General features: G+C 72.2%; 12 protein-coding genes. 6 read left to right on the top strand and 6 right to left on the bottom strand.

Going from position 1 to position 14,878, the window contains the following annotated elements:
- Nucleotides 1-114 precede the first annotated feature (114 nt).
- Genes R9Z33_RS00785 through R9Z33_RS00770 form a run of 4 tightly spaced genes read left to right on the top strand, consistent with a single transcriptional unit; the run spans nucleotide 115 to nucleotide 3,957 of the window.
- Nucleotides 115-1,119, top strand: coding sequence for an ABC transporter substrate-binding protein (locus R9Z33_RS00785; RefSeq protein ID WP_318649391.1), 1,005 nt, complete (start codon nucleotides 115-117; stop codon nucleotides 1,117-1,119).
- Complete coding sequence (locus R9Z33_RS00780) at nucleotides 1,116-1,871, top strand: ABC transporter permease (protein WP_318649390.1); 756 nt, start codon at nucleotides 1,116-1,118, stop codon at nucleotides 1,869-1,871. Before R9Z33_RS00785 ends, R9Z33_RS00780 begins: the two co-directional genes overlap by 4 nt.
- On the top strand, nucleotides 1,868-2,644 hold the full coding sequence (locus R9Z33_RS00775; protein WP_318649389.1) for an ABC transporter ATP-binding protein: 777 nt from the start codon (nucleotides 1,868-1,870) through the stop codon (nucleotides 2,642-2,644). Before R9Z33_RS00780 ends, R9Z33_RS00775 begins: the two co-directional genes overlap by 4 nt.
- Nucleotides 2,645-2,682: 38 nt before the next feature.
- Nucleotides 2,683-3,957 (top strand): leucine-rich repeat-containing protein kinase family protein, encoded by a 1,275-nt coding sequence (locus R9Z33_RS00770; protein ID WP_318649388.1) that lies wholly within the window; start codon nucleotides 2,683-2,685, stop codon nucleotides 3,955-3,957.
- A 31-nt stretch (nucleotides 3,958-3,988) separates the two neighbouring features.
- On the opposite strand, the gene R9Z33_RS00765 is transcribed toward R9Z33_RS00770, so the two are convergent.
- Entirely contained in the window at nucleotides 3,989-4,975 is a 987-nt protein-coding gene (locus R9Z33_RS00765; RefSeq protein WP_318649387.1) for a Bug family tripartite tricarboxylate transporter substrate binding protein, read from the bottom strand.
- 227 nt (nucleotides 4,976-5,202) lie between these two features.
- Between R9Z33_RS00765 and R9Z33_RS00760 the strand changes: the two genes are divergently transcribed.
- A complete protein-coding gene (locus R9Z33_RS00760; protein ID WP_318649386.1) occupies nucleotides 5,203-6,138 on the top strand; it encodes an NAD(P)-dependent oxidoreductase in 936 nt (311 codons plus the stop codon).
- A 92-nt stretch (nucleotides 6,139-6,230) separates the two neighbouring features.
- Here R9Z33_RS00760 and R9Z33_RS00755 read toward each other — a convergent pair whose 3' ends face one another.
- From R9Z33_RS00755 to R9Z33_RS00735, 5 genes are read right to left on the bottom strand one after another with little or no spacing between them, the layout of a single operon-like run.
- Nucleotides 6,231-6,914: a glycine zipper domain-containing protein gene (locus R9Z33_RS00755; protein ID WP_318649385.1), complete on the bottom strand. Its 684-nt coding sequence runs from the start codon at nucleotides 6,912-6,914 to the stop codon at nucleotides 6,231-6,233.
- Nucleotides 6,915-6,938: 24 nt separating this feature from the next.
- Nucleotides 6,939-7,442 (bottom strand): hypothetical protein, encoded by a 504-nt coding sequence (locus R9Z33_RS00750; protein ID WP_318649384.1) that lies wholly within the window; start codon nucleotides 7,440-7,442, stop codon nucleotides 6,939-6,941.
- A gap of 20 nt (nucleotides 7,443-7,462) precedes the next feature.
- Nucleotides 7,463-8,620, bottom strand: a complete 1,158-nt coding sequence (locus R9Z33_RS00745) for a hypothetical protein (protein ID WP_318649383.1) — start codon at nucleotides 8,618-8,620, stop codon at nucleotides 7,463-7,465.
- Between the two features lie 37 nt (nucleotides 8,621-8,657).
- The gene (locus R9Z33_RS00740; protein WP_318649382.1) at nucleotides 8,658-9,944 is read right to left on the bottom strand and encodes a hypothetical protein; all 1,287 of its coding nucleotides are present in this window, start codon (nucleotides 9,942-9,944) and stop codon (nucleotides 8,658-8,660) included.
- Nucleotides 9,945-9,965: 21 nt separating this feature from the next.
- The gene (locus R9Z33_RS00735) at nucleotides 9,966-11,762 is read right to left on the bottom strand and encodes a S1 family peptidase (protein ID WP_318649381.1); all 1,797 of its coding nucleotides are present in this window, start codon (nucleotides 11,760-11,762) and stop codon (nucleotides 9,966-9,968) included.
- A 143-nt stretch (nucleotides 11,763-11,905) separates the two neighbouring features.
- On the opposite strand from R9Z33_RS00735, the gene R9Z33_RS00730 reads away from it, so the two are divergent.
- The gene (locus R9Z33_RS00730) at nucleotides 11,906-14,866 is read left to right on the top strand and encodes a virulence factor SrfB (RefSeq protein ID WP_318649380.1); all 2,961 of its coding nucleotides are present in this window, start codon (nucleotides 11,906-11,908) and stop codon (nucleotides 14,864-14,866) included.
- Nucleotides 14,867-14,878 lie beyond the last annotated feature (12 nt).

Below are 14,878 nucleotides of genomic sequence, written 5' to 3'. Positions count from 1 at the left end.
CCCCCACCGGATCAGGCCTGGCGTCGCGCCACCTTGCCCGTTGCCCATCCCGGCATCAGGCTGGCGAATGTCGTGCCTGTTTCCTCAACATCCTTCCCCTGACCGGAGACGCCCATGAACGCCCCAAGCCGCCGCACCCTCCTCGCCGCCGGGCCGGCCATGCTCGCCGCCCCCGTCACCCTGCGCGCCCAGGGCTCGGGCACGCCCATCACCATCGTCACCGCGCTGCGCCTCGCCAACTGGACGCCGGCCTTCGTCGCGCAGCGGCGCGGCCTCTTCGCCAAGCATGGGCTGCGCGTGGAAATCCAGCCGGCCGGCTCGATCGCCGAGCCGGTGGCCGTGCTCAATGCACGCCGCGCGCAGATCGCGCTGACTGGCACCGGCATGAGCGTGAACGCGACGGTGGAAGGTGCCAGCATCAAGGTGATTGGCCTGCTGGCCGGCGCCATCGGCCTCTGGTTCATCCACAAGCCTGGCGTCACGCTGAACAGCCTGGCCGATCTGCGCGGCAAGAGCATCGCCTCGCTGCGCTTCCCCTCCAACACCGTCTCCTCCCCCACCTATGCGATGCGCTCCCGCGCCAACATGGACCCGGCGGCGGCCGGCGTGCGCTTCATCGAGGGCCCGCCGGGCTCGATCATCGCCGCCGTGCGCGATGGCCGCGCCGACCTCGGCTGCGTGTTCGAGTGGGATGCCTCCATCGCGGAAGCCCAGGGCCTCGCCGTCTCGCTGCCGCTCGCGCCCGTGATCGGCCCCATCGCCTTCAGCACGGCGATGGTGCGCGAGGATTGGCTGGCTTCGAATCGCAGCCAGGCGCAGGCCTTCAGCAATGCCCTGGCCGAGGCGCTTCGCCTGATCCGCACCGATGCCTCGGTCTATGAGGAGGTCAGCCGCGAGGAATTCGCGCAGGTGCCGCCGGATGCGGTGAAGGCCGGCGCCGCGCGGCTGCTCGGCACGGCGGGCGTGGTGCCCGTCTCGCCCGTCGTCACGCGCGAGCAGTGGGATGCGATCATCGCGCATGAGCTGGGGGCGGGCACCATGCGCCAGGCGCTGCCCTATGAGCGCATCGTGGACAATTCGCTCGCCGAGGCGGCGGCGCGCGCGGCCGGCATCGCGTGACGCGCGGTTTCAGCCCGGCCCTGCTGGCGAAGCAGGTCCTGCTGGTGGCGGGCATCCTGGCGGCCTGGGAATGGGGCGTGCGCTCCGGCCTCATGGCCGCCTACATCTATGGCCAGCCCAGCGGCATCTATGCCAAGGCGAAGGGCCTCATCGCCTCGGGCGAATTGCTGATGCACACCTGGGTGACGGCGCAGGAGGCGGTGGCGGGCTTCCTCATCGGCTCCACGCTCGGCAGCCTGTGCGGGCTGCTGCTCTGGCTCTCGCCCGGTTTCGCAGCCGTGGTGCGGCCGGTGATGATCGCGATCAACGGCGTGCCGAAGATCGCGTTGGCCCCGCTCATCATCGTCTGGTTCGGCATCGGGATGGAGGCGAAGATCGCCATCGCTGCCATCCTCACCTTCATCGTCAGCCTCATCGCCACCTTTGCCGGCACGCGCGAGGTGGACCAGGACCTGATCCGGCTGATGCGCAGCCTCGGCGCTTCCCGCTTCCAGACCTGGCGCAAGGTGGTGGCGCCCGCGACGCTGCCCTGGATCGTCTCCGCGCTGCGGCTCAATGTCGGCTTCGCGCTGATCGGCGCGGTGGTGGGCGAGTATATCTCGGCCAAGGAAGGGCTCGGCTACCTCGTGTACTTCTCCGGCACGCTCTACGACCTCAATGCCGTCTGGACCGGCATCTTCGCGCTGATGGCGCTGGCCCTGGTGCTGGACCGCTGCGTCACCTTCATCGAGAACAAGGCGCGCTGGGCATGAGCGAGAATGTCGTCCTGCGGGCCGAGGGGCTTTCGCTCAGCTTCCCCGGTGTCCTCGCCTTCACCGGCATTTCCTTCGCCCTGCACCGGCGCGAGGTGCTGGCCATCGTCGGCCCCTCAGGCTGCGGCAAGTCCTCGCTGTTCAACGTGATCGCGGGGCTCCAGGCGCCGAGCGAGGGGCGCGTGGAGGTGCTGGGCCAACCTGTGGCGGGCGCCACTGGCCATGTCGGCTACATGCTGCAGAAGGATCTGCTGCTGCCCTGGCGCAGCGTGCTCGATAACGTCCTGCTCGGCCTCGAGATCCGCGGCGTGAAGCGCGCCGAGGCCGAGGCGCGGGCGCGCGGCCTGATCGAGGCCTATGGCCTCAAGGGCTTCGAGAATGCGCGGCCCGGCACGCTTTCCGGCGGCATGCGCCAGCGCGTCGCCTTCATGCGCACCCTGGCCCCGGACCCCGAGGTGGTGCTGCTGGACGAACCCTTCTCCGCGCTCGACTTCCAGACCAAGCTGCTGCTCCAGCGCGAGGTGCAGTCCATTATCCGCGAGCGCGCGAAGAGCGCCATCCTCGTCACGCATGACATTGGCGAGGCGATCGTCATGGCGGACCGCGTGCTGGTGCTGAGCCGGCGGCCCGGCACCATCAAGTCCACCCATGTCATCGCGCTGCCCGATGCGGTGCGCGATCCGGTGGAGGCGCGGCGCACGCCCGAATTCCAGGCGCATTTCGACGCGATCTGGAGCGACCTGGACCAGCCGATCGAGGCCGCGCCGCGCTGAGGCGTGGCGCGGCGCGCGATCTCGGCTATGGCTCGCGCATGAGCCAAGCCACCCTCGATGCCCTGCGCCGCGGCGACCTGGCCGGCGCGCGGGAATTGCGTCTGGCCGGCTGCGGTCTCACGGAATTCCCGCGCGAGATCCTGGACCTGGCGGAGACGCTGGAATTCCTCGACCTCGGCGGCAATGCGCTCACCGCTCTGCCGGAGGATTTCGGGCGGCTCGCGCGGCTGCGCGTGCTCTTCGGCTCGGCCAACCGCTTCGCGGTGCTGCCGCCCGCGCTCGGCGATTGCGCGGCGCTGAGCCAGGTGGGTTTCCGCGCCACCGGGATGCGCGAGGTGCCGGCGGAGGCGCTGCCGCCCCGCCTGCGCTGGCTGACCCTGACCGACAACCGCATCGCGGCCCTGCCCGCGGCGCTGGGCCAGCGGCCGGCGCTGCAGAAGCTGATGCTGGCCGGCAATGCGCTGGCCGCGCTGCCGGAGAGCCTGGCCCAGGCCCCCGCGCTGGAATTGCTGCGGATCGGCGCCAACCGCTTCGAGGCGCTGCCGGGCTGGCTCGCGGAGCACCCCACCCTGGCCTGGCTCGGCCTGGCCGGAAATCCCGCGCTGGAGGGGCCTGCGCCGGCCGCGCGGCTGGTGCCCTGGGCGGCGCTGATGCCCGGCGCGCTGCTGGGCGAAGGCGCCTCTGGCCATGTGCATCATGCCCTGTGGCGCGATGATCCGCCGCGCGAGGTGGCGCTCAAGCTCTTCAAGGGCGCCATGACCAGCGACGGCCTGCCGCGGCATGAGATGGCCGCCTGCCGTGCCGCCGGGGCGCATCCGAACCTGGTGGGCGCGCTGGGCGAGGTGGCGGATCATCCGGAGGGCCGCGCCGCGCTGCTCATGCCGCTCATTCCGCCCGGATGGCGCGCGCTGGCCGGGCCGCCCAGCCTTGAGAGCTGCACGCGGGATGCCTATGCGCCCGGCCTGCGGCTGGAGGCAGGCGCCGCGCTGCGCCTTGCGCGCGGGATCGCCGCGGCGGCCGCGCATCTGCATGCGGCGGGCGTGCTGCACGGCGATCTCTACGCGCACAACATCCTGTGGGACGGGGCCACGGGCGCGGCCGTGCTGGGCGATTTCGGCGCGGCCGCCCTGCTGCGCGGCGGGCATGCGGCGTTGCTGCGGACCGAGCTGCGGGCCTTCGGAATCCTGCTGGAGGAGCTGTCGGCGCTGGCCGGCGGCGAAGACACGCGGCTGCGCGCCATCGCGCGGCGCTGCCGGGCGCCACGCCCGGCCGAACGGCCCGGCATGGCGGAGGTCGCGGCCGCGCTGCGGTGAGGCCGGCGCGCGGCGCGCCGGCCATCGGGCCCTATTCGGGCTGCACCCCGGCGGCGCGCAGGAGCGCCACGCTGCGCTCCGTCTGGGCGCGGATGTAGTTCATCACCTGGTCGGAGGTGGTGAAGTTCGGGCGCACCTGCACGGCCAGTTCGGTCAGGCGGCGCTTGTTCTGCTCGATCGCGGTCTGGAAGGCGGCGCTCAGCGTGGCCAGCACGGCCGGCGGTGTGCGGGCCGGGGCGAGGACCGGGAACCAGATCTCGGCGATGAATTCCGGCAGCCCGGCCTCGGCCGAGGTGGGCACATCGGGCATCGCCGGGCTGCGCTCGGCGGCCGCGATGACGAGCGGGCGGGCCGAGCCCGCGCGCACGACGGAGGAGGCGGCCGGGATGTCGGGCGTGCTCATCTGCGCCTCGCCGCTCAGCACCGCCAGCATGGAGGGGCCGCCGCCGCGATACTGCACGATCTGGAAATCCACATTCGCGCTGGCGCGCAGGATCTCGCCGGCCAGGTGGATGGCGCTGCCGATGCCGCCCGAGGCCAGGTTGTAGCGGCCCGGATTGGCCCGCAGCAGGGCCAGCAGCTCCTGGAAGGTGCGCGCCGGGACATTCGGGTTCACCACCACCACATGCGGCGCGAAGCCGATGATGCCGATGCCCGCGAAGTCGTTCACCGCGTGATAGGGCATGCGCGAGACCAGCGCGGGGGTGATGGCCTGCGCGCTGCTGTTCACCAGGATGGTGTAGCCATCCGGCGCCGACTTCGCGACGAGGTCCGTCCCGACCAGCCCGGCCGCGCCGCCGGTTCGGTTCTCGATCACCAGCGGCTGGCCGAGCGCCGTGCCGACCGCCTCGGCCAGGACGCGCGTGACCACATCCGTGCCCCCGCCCGGCGCATGCGGGATGATGACGCGGATGGGCCGGTCCGGGCGCCAGGCGGGCTGGGCCAGGCCGGGCGTGACCAGGGCTGGGGTTGCGGCCAGGGCAAGCGGGGCGGCCAGCGCCGCGCGGCGGTTGAGCATGAATCGTTTCTCCCTGCGGGGTGGCGTCTCATCCGCGCCACGCTCTCACGCGGGCAGCTTAGGGAACTCGCGTGCGCCCCGCATCACGTTTTGTCGCAAGCATCCCGCCCGGTGAGAGGATGCCCGGTGGCGGCCCGCCACATGGCGCCCGGGGCGGAAGGGCGGCATCCTGCCGCTCGCGCGCATCCGCTTCGCCGCCAAGGACAACAGCAGGGAGGAGTGACATCATGAAAGTCGGGTTCATCGGCCTCGGCACCATGGGGGCCTTCATGGCCGCCAATCTCCAGCGGGCCGGCTATCAGCTCGTGATCAACGACATCCGCCGCGAAGCGGGGGCCAACCGCATCGCGGCCGGCGCCGTCTGGGCGGAAACCCCGCAGGAACTGGCCGCGCAATGCGAGGTGATCTTCACCTCGCTGCCCGGCCCGAAGGAGGTGGAGGCGGTGGTCTTCGGGCCCGAGGGCCTGCTCGCCGGGGTGCAGCCCGGCGCGGCCTATTTCGACCTCTCGACCAACGCGCAGTCCCTGATGCGCCGCGTGGGCGAGGCGATGGCCGCGAAGGGCGCCTTCGGCTTCGACGCGCCGGTGAGCGGCGGGCCCAAGGGGGCGGAGACCGGCAAGCTCGCCATCTGGGTGGGCGGCGACAAGGCGGTGTACGAGCGCTGCAAGCCCGTGCTGGACGCGATCGGCGACCAGGCGGCGCATCTCGGCCCGATCGGCAGCGCGACCGTCGCCAAGCTCGTGCACAACATGGCGGGCTACGCGATCCAGGTGGTGCTGGCGGAGGTCTTCTCCATGGGCGTGAAGGGCGGCATGGACCCGCTCGATCTCTGGGCCGCCGTGCGCCAGGGCGCGTATGGCCGGCGGCGCACCTTCGACCGGCTTGCCGACCAATTCCTGACCGACCAGTACGAGCCGCCCGCCTTCGCGCTGAAGTTGGCCCACAAGGATGTGACGCTGGCCGTCACCATGGCGCGCGAACTCGGCGTGCCGATGCGCTTCTGCCAGCTGACGCTGGAGGAGATGAACGAGGCGTTGAACCGTGGCTGGGGCGAGCTGGACAGCCGCGCGCCGATGCAGCTGCAGCTCGAGCGCGCGGGGGTGAAGATCAAATGCGACCCGGCGGCGATCCAGGCGGTGCTCGATGCGGATCGCGAGGGATGAGGGGGCTCGCGGCCCGCACGGGATGATGATGGGGACCCCACACAAGTCCTCCCCGCGTCCGGGCGCCTGGCCCGTCGAGGGGGTTCACCCCCTCAGGCGGCCGGTGCCCGGGCCAGCCGGTTTTCCAGCTGATCCGCCGAGCGCTGGATGGATTCCGCCGAATGTCGCGCCTTGCCCTCCTCGGCGCGCAGCTGTGGTGTGGTCTGCGCGCTGCGGCTCAGGCGATTGACGAAATCCTGGGCGCCGCTCTGCTCGGTCCGCAGGAGGTCCACATCCGATTGCATGGAGCGCACCTGCGCCTGATAGGAGGCGGCGGAAATCTGCCCGCGGCGATACTGGGCTTCCAGGGCGTCCAGCCGGCGCAGATTGTCGGCCGTCAATTCATTCGCCGCCTGGGCGGAGCGCTGCAGCTCCACCGTGCGGGCCTGCGCATCGGCGATGCGGTCCCGCAGCGGCATTTCCTGATTTTCGAAGGCGAGGTTGCGGTTGGCCACCATGGTTCCGGCCACCAATCCGGCCAGCGCGCCCGCCCCGGCGCCGATCAGCGCCGCCGTGCCGCGGTTCCGCCCGCCCACCGCGGCGCCGAGCGCGGCACCGCCGGCCGCACCCACCAGCGCCCCGGTCGCGACCGTCGCGTTCCAGCGGCCCGCCTGCTGGCGCATGGCGTTCTGCTGGGGCGTCAGGCTCGGGTCATAGGCGGTGGACGCGCAGCCCACGAGGCTGAGCGTGGCCACCATGGCCAGCATGGCCGCGCGGATCGGTCTCGATAGCTTCACGGCTGTCTCCCTGGCTTGCCTGTCTCACATTGCGCCGAAGCGGCGCACCTCGGCATCCAGCGCGCGGGATCGCTCCTCGACGCGCTGCACCTCATCCGCGCTGGCCTGCGCCGCCGCCGCGCGGCGCTCCCGCTCCAGCGCCGACAATTCCTGCTCCAGGCGGTTGGCCTCCGCCGCGCGCGGCGTGCCGGCCTGCAACTCCTGCCGCAGCCGCGCCAAGGTCGCGCGGTTGCGCGCGATATCCCGCTGGACGGCGGCCAGCCGTCGCTCCGCGGCGCTGACCTGCCGGCTCGAAAGGCTCGCGGCCTGTGCCGCGCTCTCCTGGCGCCGCTGGGCCAGGCGGGCTTCCAGCTCGGATTGCTGCGCGGTCGCCTCCAGCCGCTGGACATTGCGGACATCGGCGCCCGTCACCGCCGCTCCGATCCCGGTGAAGAAGCCTCGCTGGTCGGCATTCTGCCCCTCCACCGCGCAGGCGGTGAGCGGCAGCGCGAGCAGCAGGGTCCTGGCGAGGGCGCGGGGTTCGTGCATGCCTTTCAATGTGGTGTTCCTCATCGGACCGGGCAATCGAGGCTGTAGCGCCAGACGGTGCTGGAGGAGCCGGGCCTGCCGACCACCCGCACCTCCACCACGTAATCCTCCGCCGTCCCGTTCGGGGGAGGATTCCAGTCGAAGCTGAAGGCGCCATTGCCGGATTGGAAGCCATCGGACGAGCCGAGCCGCCGCCCGCGATACAGCACCTCGAAGCTGTCCGGCTCCATCCGCGCATCGTATTTCAGCATGACGCGGCCGCGCGTTGGCCCGAGGTAATGCCGCGTGACGGTGACGCCCTGCCCGCCGCTGTTGGTCTCCTCGCTGCAGGGCGCCGCATTGGCCGGGCGCTGCGGCGGTGGTGGCGGCGGACGCGGCGGTGCCTCGCGCGGGGGTGGCTGTTCGCGCCGTGGTGGCTCGGCCGGTGGCGGCGGCGGTGGCGGCGGCCTGACCTCGCGCAGCGGGCATTGGCTCTGCCGCTGCGCCACATCGCCGAGCAGCCTGGCGATCTCGGCCCGCAGCCCCTGCTCCCGCTCGCGCTCCTGTTCAAGCCGCAGGAAGGCGGTGATGTCGCCTTCCTCGATGCGGCATTGGCGTTCCCCGCGCTCGAGCATGGGGATGGCGACGGCCGCCAGCGCGCCCAGCAGCGCGAGGCCGGCCGCGCCCAGCCCCAGCGCGAGCCAGGGCATGGCCCTGCCATGCTCGGCCGGCCGGCCGTCATCCAGCGGACGCAGCAGCCCGGCCCCCTGCGGCTGGTTGGCGGGGGCGAGGCCCCAGCCGGCCAGCACGGGGCGCCCCGCCTGGGCGAAGACATGCTCGAAGGAGGGCACCTCCAGCGCGGCGGCGACCAGCGCCGGCAGCCCGCCATGCGCCACGGGGTCCGCCCGGGCCGCCACCTCGGCCACCTGGCGCAGCAGCTGCGCGAGGCGGCCGATCTCGGCCCGCAACCGCGCGCGCCCTTCGGCGTCGAGCTGGTCGAAGCGCGCCAGCCGGCCCATCGGTGCCAGGAAGGCCCAGCCCTCCGGCGTTTCCTGGACGGCGGCAAAGAGCCTGGCGGTCTCCGGCCCGGCATGGGTGGCCAGCATGCCGGAGAGTGTCGCCAGCGCGGTGGCATGCGAGAGGCCGGCCGGCAGCAGCGCGACATGGGTGGCGGCGGGGAACTCGCTCAGTTGCTGCATGGCGCGTCCCCGGCCCGGATCATGGCGAAGGATCCGCTCATGGCACGGTGAAGGTCGTGACGGTCACGCTCTGCCCCGTCGCGACCTGCCCCGAGAAGCGCTGCTCCGGCCGCCCCTCGCGGCGGAGCGTGACCCGCCAGGGCGAGACGCGCGGGCCGCCCGCATGGGTCGCGTAATGCGTGACCACGATGGTGTAGGTGCCCGGGGGCGGATCCTGGGAGAAGACGATGTTCTCGACGGGCCGCGGGGTCGGCGCGCCGCCGGCATTGCGGTCCACGTCGAGCGTGCCGCCGCAGGCGGTGGTCTGGCCGAAATAGATCCGGGCTTGGCCGGCCGGGCAGAGGATCGAGAGATCCAGGTCGTTCACATCGTCCCAGGCGAGGATGACCTGGATCCGCCCGGTGCGTGCCCCTTCCTCCCGCGCGCGCTCCGCATCCTGGTTCGGCGGCTGGGGCGGAGGTGCGGCGGGTGGCGTGGCAGGCGCTGGCACCGGCGCCGGCACCGCTGGTCGCGGCGGCTCGGGCGCGCGCACCACCGGCGGGCAGGCAAGGCGGCGCGCGGCCAGGCGTTGCATCTCCTGCAGGATCTCCTGCCTGAGGCGTCCCTCGCGCTCCTGCTCGGCGCGCAGCCGTTCCGCCAGCTCGAGATCGCCCGGCGCCACGACGCATTGTTGCGGCGGGGCATGGAACCAGCCGAAGGGATCGCGCCAGAGCAGCAGCAAGGCCAGCAGCAGCAGAAGCAGGGCCAGCAGCAGGGCCCCGATGGCGGCCCAGGGTTGGCGCGGCGGCTCGGCGGGTGGTGGGCCGACGATCTCCATGTTGCCGGAGCCCAGCGTGCCGGGCGGCCGGCTCAACTGGCCCAGCAACAGCTCGGGCGCGGGCGCCGCGTTCACCGCCGCATGCCCCCAGGCGACCAGCACGGGCTGCCCGCCGATCACCCGCACGCTGTCAGCCGAGGGGGTGATCAGCGCCAGCGCGAGCAGCTCCGCCAGCAGCTTGTCCGCGTCCCGGCGGCTGGCGCGCAGTTTCGCGATCTCGCCGTTCACGTCCTGCACGAGGCGGGAGAGGGCGTTCCGCGCGGCCTCGCGCGCTGGTTCGGCCATTTCCTCCAGCACAAGGGCCGGGCCTTGGGCGGAGGAGTACCAATCCGTGAGGCCGCGGTCGGGGGCCGGCTGGGGTTCGGCCAGCAGCGCGGCATGGGCGGGGCTCAGGCTCTGCCGCAGGTGCCCCGCGATCTGCTGCCAGACCTCGGTCGCCACCTGGCCGCCGGTCGCGAGCGGACGCAGATCCGCATTGCGCGTCGTGGCGATCAGGGAGGCTTCCATGCCGCGCGCGCTCCGCGCCCGCTACCTGGGCCCGGCCGGAGCCGGGGCAGGAGCAGGAGCAGGAGCGGGAGCAGGAGCCGCGGGTGCGGCCGGTGCGGGCGGGCTGGGCTGCAGCGGCAGGCCGGGCAGGGCGGGCTGGCAGGCGCCCTCGCGCAGATCCACGGGCGCGCCGTTCTGCTGCAGCCAAGCCAACAGGCTGTCGGTCTTCTGGGCGTATTTCACCCGGTCCGCGACGGCCGTCGCGCGGCTGATGAAGGTGTTGATGCCTACCACCCGGCCGCAGAGATCCACGAGCGGCCCGCCGCTGTTGCCGGGCGACATGTCGGCGGTGTGCGGCATCACGGTGAAGTTGTTGCCCAGTGTCTGGAAGGTGCTGATGGTGCCCCGGGTCAGCACGATCTCCGGCGGGGTCTGGAGCCGGCCCTGGCGCAGCTCCTGCATGCCCTGCTCCACCTGCACGACCGAGGCCGGGTAGCCCGCCGCCACCACATCGGTCAGGCGCTCCGCCGTGCGGGTGAAGCCCAAGGGCTGCGCGCCCGGCACGGGCTGGTCGAGCTTCAGGATGGCGAGGTCGAGTTCGCCCGGTTCCACCGCCCCGCCGCCGGCGCCACGCGTCTGCGCCACCACCCGCGCGCGGATCACCCGGCCGATGCTGGTCGAGGTGATGAAGACCTGCTGCGGGTCGGCCCCTTCCACCACATGCGAATTGGTCACGATCGTGTCGCCCGCGACGAAGAAGCCCGTGCCGTGGCCGATGCCGCGCTGCCCCGCCGTCACCACCATCACCACGCCGCGTTCCAGCAGCTGCGCCAGCGAACCGTTGAAGGGCTGCGGCGCCTGGCCTTGCTGCTGCGGCACGGGTGGCGGCACCGATCCGGGCGGGATGCGCTGGCGCTCGGGCGCCGGGGGCAGGCTCAACGGGCCCTCGGCGGCGCAGACCTCGGGCTGGGCCGCGGCGCGGCGGGCGCGTTCCAGCTCCGCCTCCAGCGCCCGATTGGTTTCCTGCTGGATCCGGATCGCCTCCTGCGTCGCGCGTTCGTCGAGCAGGGAGATGGTGGTGGGCTGGCGGGCGGCGTCGCGGGAAAAATGCAGCCAGGCGAGCCAGGCGCCCAGCAGCAGGAAGACGGCGCCGACCGCGATCATCAGCGGCACGAGCCAGAGCGCCGAGGCCGGCGGCCGCGGCCTGGGGGGCACCGCGATCCCGGCCACGCCGGCGGCCGCCGCGGCGGCAGGGGCCGCGGCGGCGCGCGGGGGCGGCGCCGCGGCGGGGCGGGCCCGGGCGGCGGCGGGCGGTGGCGCGGTGAGCGGCCGCCCGCTCAGCCAGCCTTCCCCGGCCGTGGCCAAGGGCGGGCTGAACCGGGCGAAGACCGCGCGGACGCGATCGGCGATCGCGGCCTCATCCTGCGGCGTCCCGGCCGGGATCATGCCCCAGCCCACGATCACGACGCCGTCATCCAGCGCGTAGAGCCCGTCATCGATGCCGACGCAGAGGGCGCGGCGCAGCAGCGGGCCGGCCGTCGGGTGGTCGAGCGCGGGCAGCAGCTCGTTCAGCCGCGCGCGCAGCACGGCCTCCGCCTCGGCGCGGCGGGTGGGCGAGAGGGTGGCGAAGCGCTGCGGATCGCCCGAGCCTTCGGCGTAGAGGCTGACGGCGCTGCTGCCCACCACGGGCTCGGCAAACAGCCGGGCCGCGGCAGGGGCGCCCAGCTCGTTCAGGATGACGACCAGCTCGCCATGCAGCCGGATGACGGGCGTCGGGCCCAGATTGACGGGTTCCGCGGTCGTGAATTCGACCTTGCCGATGAACAGCGGTTCAGCCATGGCGACCCCCAACCCCTGGTGCAGAGTATTTCCGCTTTCATGCAGCTGCCAAGTGGGGAAGCGCCACGCACCGCCGCGGCCCTTGAATCGCCGGGGGGCGTCGGGCACCATGCAATATTATAGAGATCACAGGGCAATGTTTGATGCAGGTGCTGCCGCGTATCGTCAGCCTGGTGCCCCAGAGCGGCGTCCAATTCATCGACATCCGCTTCACCCTGGACAAGCTGCCCCGCATCCTGCGCAGCTTCTGGGAACGCCCCATGCCCGAAGGTGCGGAGGCGGCGCCCAACCTCGTCAACCTGCGGGTGCTGACCGAGACGCATGACGCGCTGATCGACCTCGAATCCGGCGTGACGCCGCCGGAGGAGGAAACCTACAACATCGGCCGCAACCAGGCGCTCGAGCCCTATCTGGACCGCTGGGTGCCGCTGCCCTTCCTGCGCATCGCGACGCTGATGGCGGGCGGCCAGGAGGTCTATGACAAGGGGCCGACCAATTGGGCGCGCATCCGCATCGTGCCGCTGCCCGCGCCCGATCATGACGGCCACACCCACCACGCCGTGCTGGCCTTCGACACCGCCCTGCGCGCGCGGGAGGAGGCGCGCCCCTACACCGCCATCTCGCCCGATGACAGCAAGGGCGCCGGCGAGTTCGTCCTCGTGGCGCGCCGCGACGCCAATGCCTGGTTCATGAACGAGGCCTGGATGGCGCAATGGCTGGAGGAGCTGCAGCGCGAGATGCGCGTGGCGCGATCCGGCCCGCGCGGCGCCGCCGTGCCCGAGGGCCGCGCCTGTGAGCACTGGGCGCGCTACATCACCTTCCTCGAATTGCTGAGCGAGGCCGACCTCCTGCCGCGCATCAAGCTGGTGGACGTCGTCTCCGAGGTGAAGCCCTATGAGCCGATCCAGGTGGACCTCGTGCTCGACATCGGCAATTCGCGCACCTGCGGCATCCTCATCGAGGACCGGCGCGAGACGCAGATCAACCTCAACAACAGTTACCCGCTGAAGCTGCGCGACCTCGGCCAGCCGCATCTGAGCTACGCCCAGGCCTTCGAAAGCCGCGTCGAGTTCAGCCGCGCGACCTTCGGCAAGGACATGCTGAGCCGCCGCTCGGGCCGGGGCAACGCCTTCCAGTGGCTGGCGCCCGTGCGCGTCGGCACGGAGGCGATGCGCCTCGCCGCGCTGTCCCGCGGCAATGAGGGCGCGACGGGCCTCTCCTCCCCCAAGCGCTATCTCTGGGATGAGCGGGCCACCTCGCAGGTCTGGCGCTGGAACGGCATGGGCAGCGACGGCACGACGACCGAGCCACCGGTCAGCGGTAGCCTGATGACGCTCGTCTCGGAGGAAGGGGAGGTGCTGCGCGGCACGCGGCGGCGGCGCGGCGGCGCGCTGAGCCCCGCCATGCGCGCGCTGTTCAGCCGCTCCTCCATGATGACCTTCCTGCTCGCCGAACTGCTGATGCAGGCACAGACCCAGATCAACGCCGTCGAGACGCGCTACGCCACGAAGTTCGCCGATGTGCCGCGCCGCCTGCGCCGCATCCTGCTCACCATGCCGCCGGCCATGCCGCTGGTGGAGCAAGGGATCTTCCGGGACCGTGTGGAGGCCGCGGTGCGCCTCGCCTGGGACATGCTGGGCTGGAGCCAGGCGGGCATCGCGGCACCCATCGAGCCGCGGGTGATCGCCAACCTGGACGAGGCGACGGCGACGCAGCTCGTCTTCCTCTACACGGAGTCCACCGAGCGGCTGCGCGCGAGCCCGGGCACCTTCTTCAGCCTGACCGGCCGCCTGCGCGAGACATACGGGCGGGAACCTTCGCTGCGCGTCGCGAGCATCGACATCGGCGGTGGCACGACGGACCTCATGATCTGCACCTACACCACGCGTGAGGGGCAGGAGGTGGAGCCGCACCAGAATTTCCGCGAGGGCTTCCGCATCGCGGGCGATGAGGTCCTGCAGGAGGTGATCCAGAGCATCGTCCTGCCGCAGATCGAGAAGGCGCTGCGCGAGGCGGGCCTCGCCAATGCCAAGGCGCTGCTGCAGGAGGTCTTCGGCGGGGACAAGGGCGCGCAGAGCGAGGCGGAGCGACATCTGCGCCGGCAGCTCGTCAGCCAGGTGCTGGAGCGGCTGGGCCTCGCCGTGCTGCACGCCTATGAGCGCAGTGAGGGCAGGGCCAATCACGAGGTGCTGCGCCGCAGCCTGGGCGACATCCTGGCCGGGCATGAGGTGAAGGCGCCGCTGCATTATCTCGAGCAGCGGATCGCCCGCTCCGGCCTCGCCGACTTCCCGCTGGCCGCGATCGAGATCACGGCCTTCTCCGGCAAGGTGGACGCCGTGGTGCAGAGCGCCGTGGGCCAAGTGCTGGCGGATCTGTGCGAGGCGGTGCACGCCTTCGATTGCGACTGGCTGCTGCTCTCGGGCCGGCCGTCCCGGCTGCGCGCCGTGCAGGACATCATCCGCGCCAAGATGCCGGTGCCGCCGCATCGCATCGTCGCCATGAACGGCTATCCGGCCGGCGGCTGGTATCCCTTCCGTGATCCCGCCGGCCGCGTCGAGGACCCGAAGACCACGGCCGCCGTCGGCGCCATGCTCTGCGCCCTGGCCGAGGGGCGGCTGGAGGGCTTCCTGCTGCGGTCCAGCAAGCTCGCGATGAAATCCACGGCGCGGTATTTCGGCCGGCTCGAGCTCAGCGGCCAGATGCTGCGGCAGAACGTGCTGCTGGAGGACCCCGACCGCCTGCCCGGCAAGGGCGGTGACGCGCAGGACATCAGCTTCACCATGGAGTTCCGCGCGCCGACCTTCCTCGGCTTCCGGCAGCTCGACCTCGAACGCTGGAACGCCTCGCGCCTCTACATCCTGGAATACGCCAACCCCGACGACGTGCCGCGCCTCTCCCTGCCGCTCACGCTCAAGATCCGCCGCGCCGACATCTCCGAGGATGCAGGCGCGAAGGCCGAGGCGCTGCGCGAGGATTTCCAGATCGAGGAGATCCTCGACGCCGACGGCGCGCCCCAGCGCAGCAGCACGGTGCGGCTGCGCCTGCAGACCGAGAAGCAGGAGGCCGGCTACTGGCGGGACACCGGCGCGCTCTCCCTTCCGTGACCCTCCTCCGGC

Origin of the sequence: Sediminicoccus rosea, assembly GCF_033547095.1 — a bacterium.
Taxonomy (GTDB): domain Bacteria; phylum Pseudomonadota; class Alphaproteobacteria; order Acetobacterales; family Acetobacteraceae; genus Roseococcus; species Roseococcus rosea.
The sequence above is the reverse complement of the archived record's forward strand: the minus strand, read 5'-3'. Positions and strand labels throughout refer to the sequence as shown.

Bases quoted from the DNA above. Each gene is read 5' to 3' on its own strand.
- R9Z33_RS00785 (WP_318649391.1), top strand. From the start codon at position 115: ATGAACGCCCCAAGCCGCCGCACCCTCCTCGCCGCCGGGCCGGCCATG.
- R9Z33_RS00775 (WP_318649389.1), top strand. From the start codon at position 1,868: ATGAGCGAGAATGTCGTCCTGCGGGCCGAGGGGCTTTCGCTCAGCTTC.
- R9Z33_RS00770 (WP_318649388.1), top strand. From the start codon at position 2,683: ATGAGCCAAGCCACCCTCGATGCCCTGCGCCGCGGCGACCTGGCCGGC.
- R9Z33_RS00765 (WP_318649387.1), bottom strand. From the start codon at position 4,975: ATGCTCAACCGCCGCGCGGCGCTGGCCGCCCCGCTTGCCCTGGCCGCA.
- R9Z33_RS00760 (WP_318649386.1), top strand. From the start codon at position 5,203: ATGAAAGTCGGGTTCATCGGCCTCGGCACCATGGGGGCCTTCATGGCC.
- R9Z33_RS00750 (WP_318649384.1), bottom strand. From the start codon at position 7,442: ATGCACGAACCCCGCGCCCTCGCCAGGACCCTGCTGCTCGCGCTGCCG.
- R9Z33_RS00745 (WP_318649383.1), bottom strand. From the start codon at position 8,620: ATGCAGCAACTGAGCGAGTTCCCCGCCGCCACCCATGTCGCGCTGCTG.
- R9Z33_RS00740 (WP_318649382.1), bottom strand. From the start codon at position 9,944: ATGGAAGCCTCCCTGATCGCCACGACGCGCAATGCGGATCTGCGTCCG.
- R9Z33_RS00735 (WP_318649381.1), bottom strand. From the start codon at position 11,762: ATGGCTGAACCGCTGTTCATCGGCAAGGTCGAATTCACGACCGCGGAA.
- R9Z33_RS00730 (WP_318649380.1), top strand. From the start codon at position 11,906: ATGCAGGTGCTGCCGCGTATCGTCAGCCTGGTGCCCCAGAGCGGCGTC.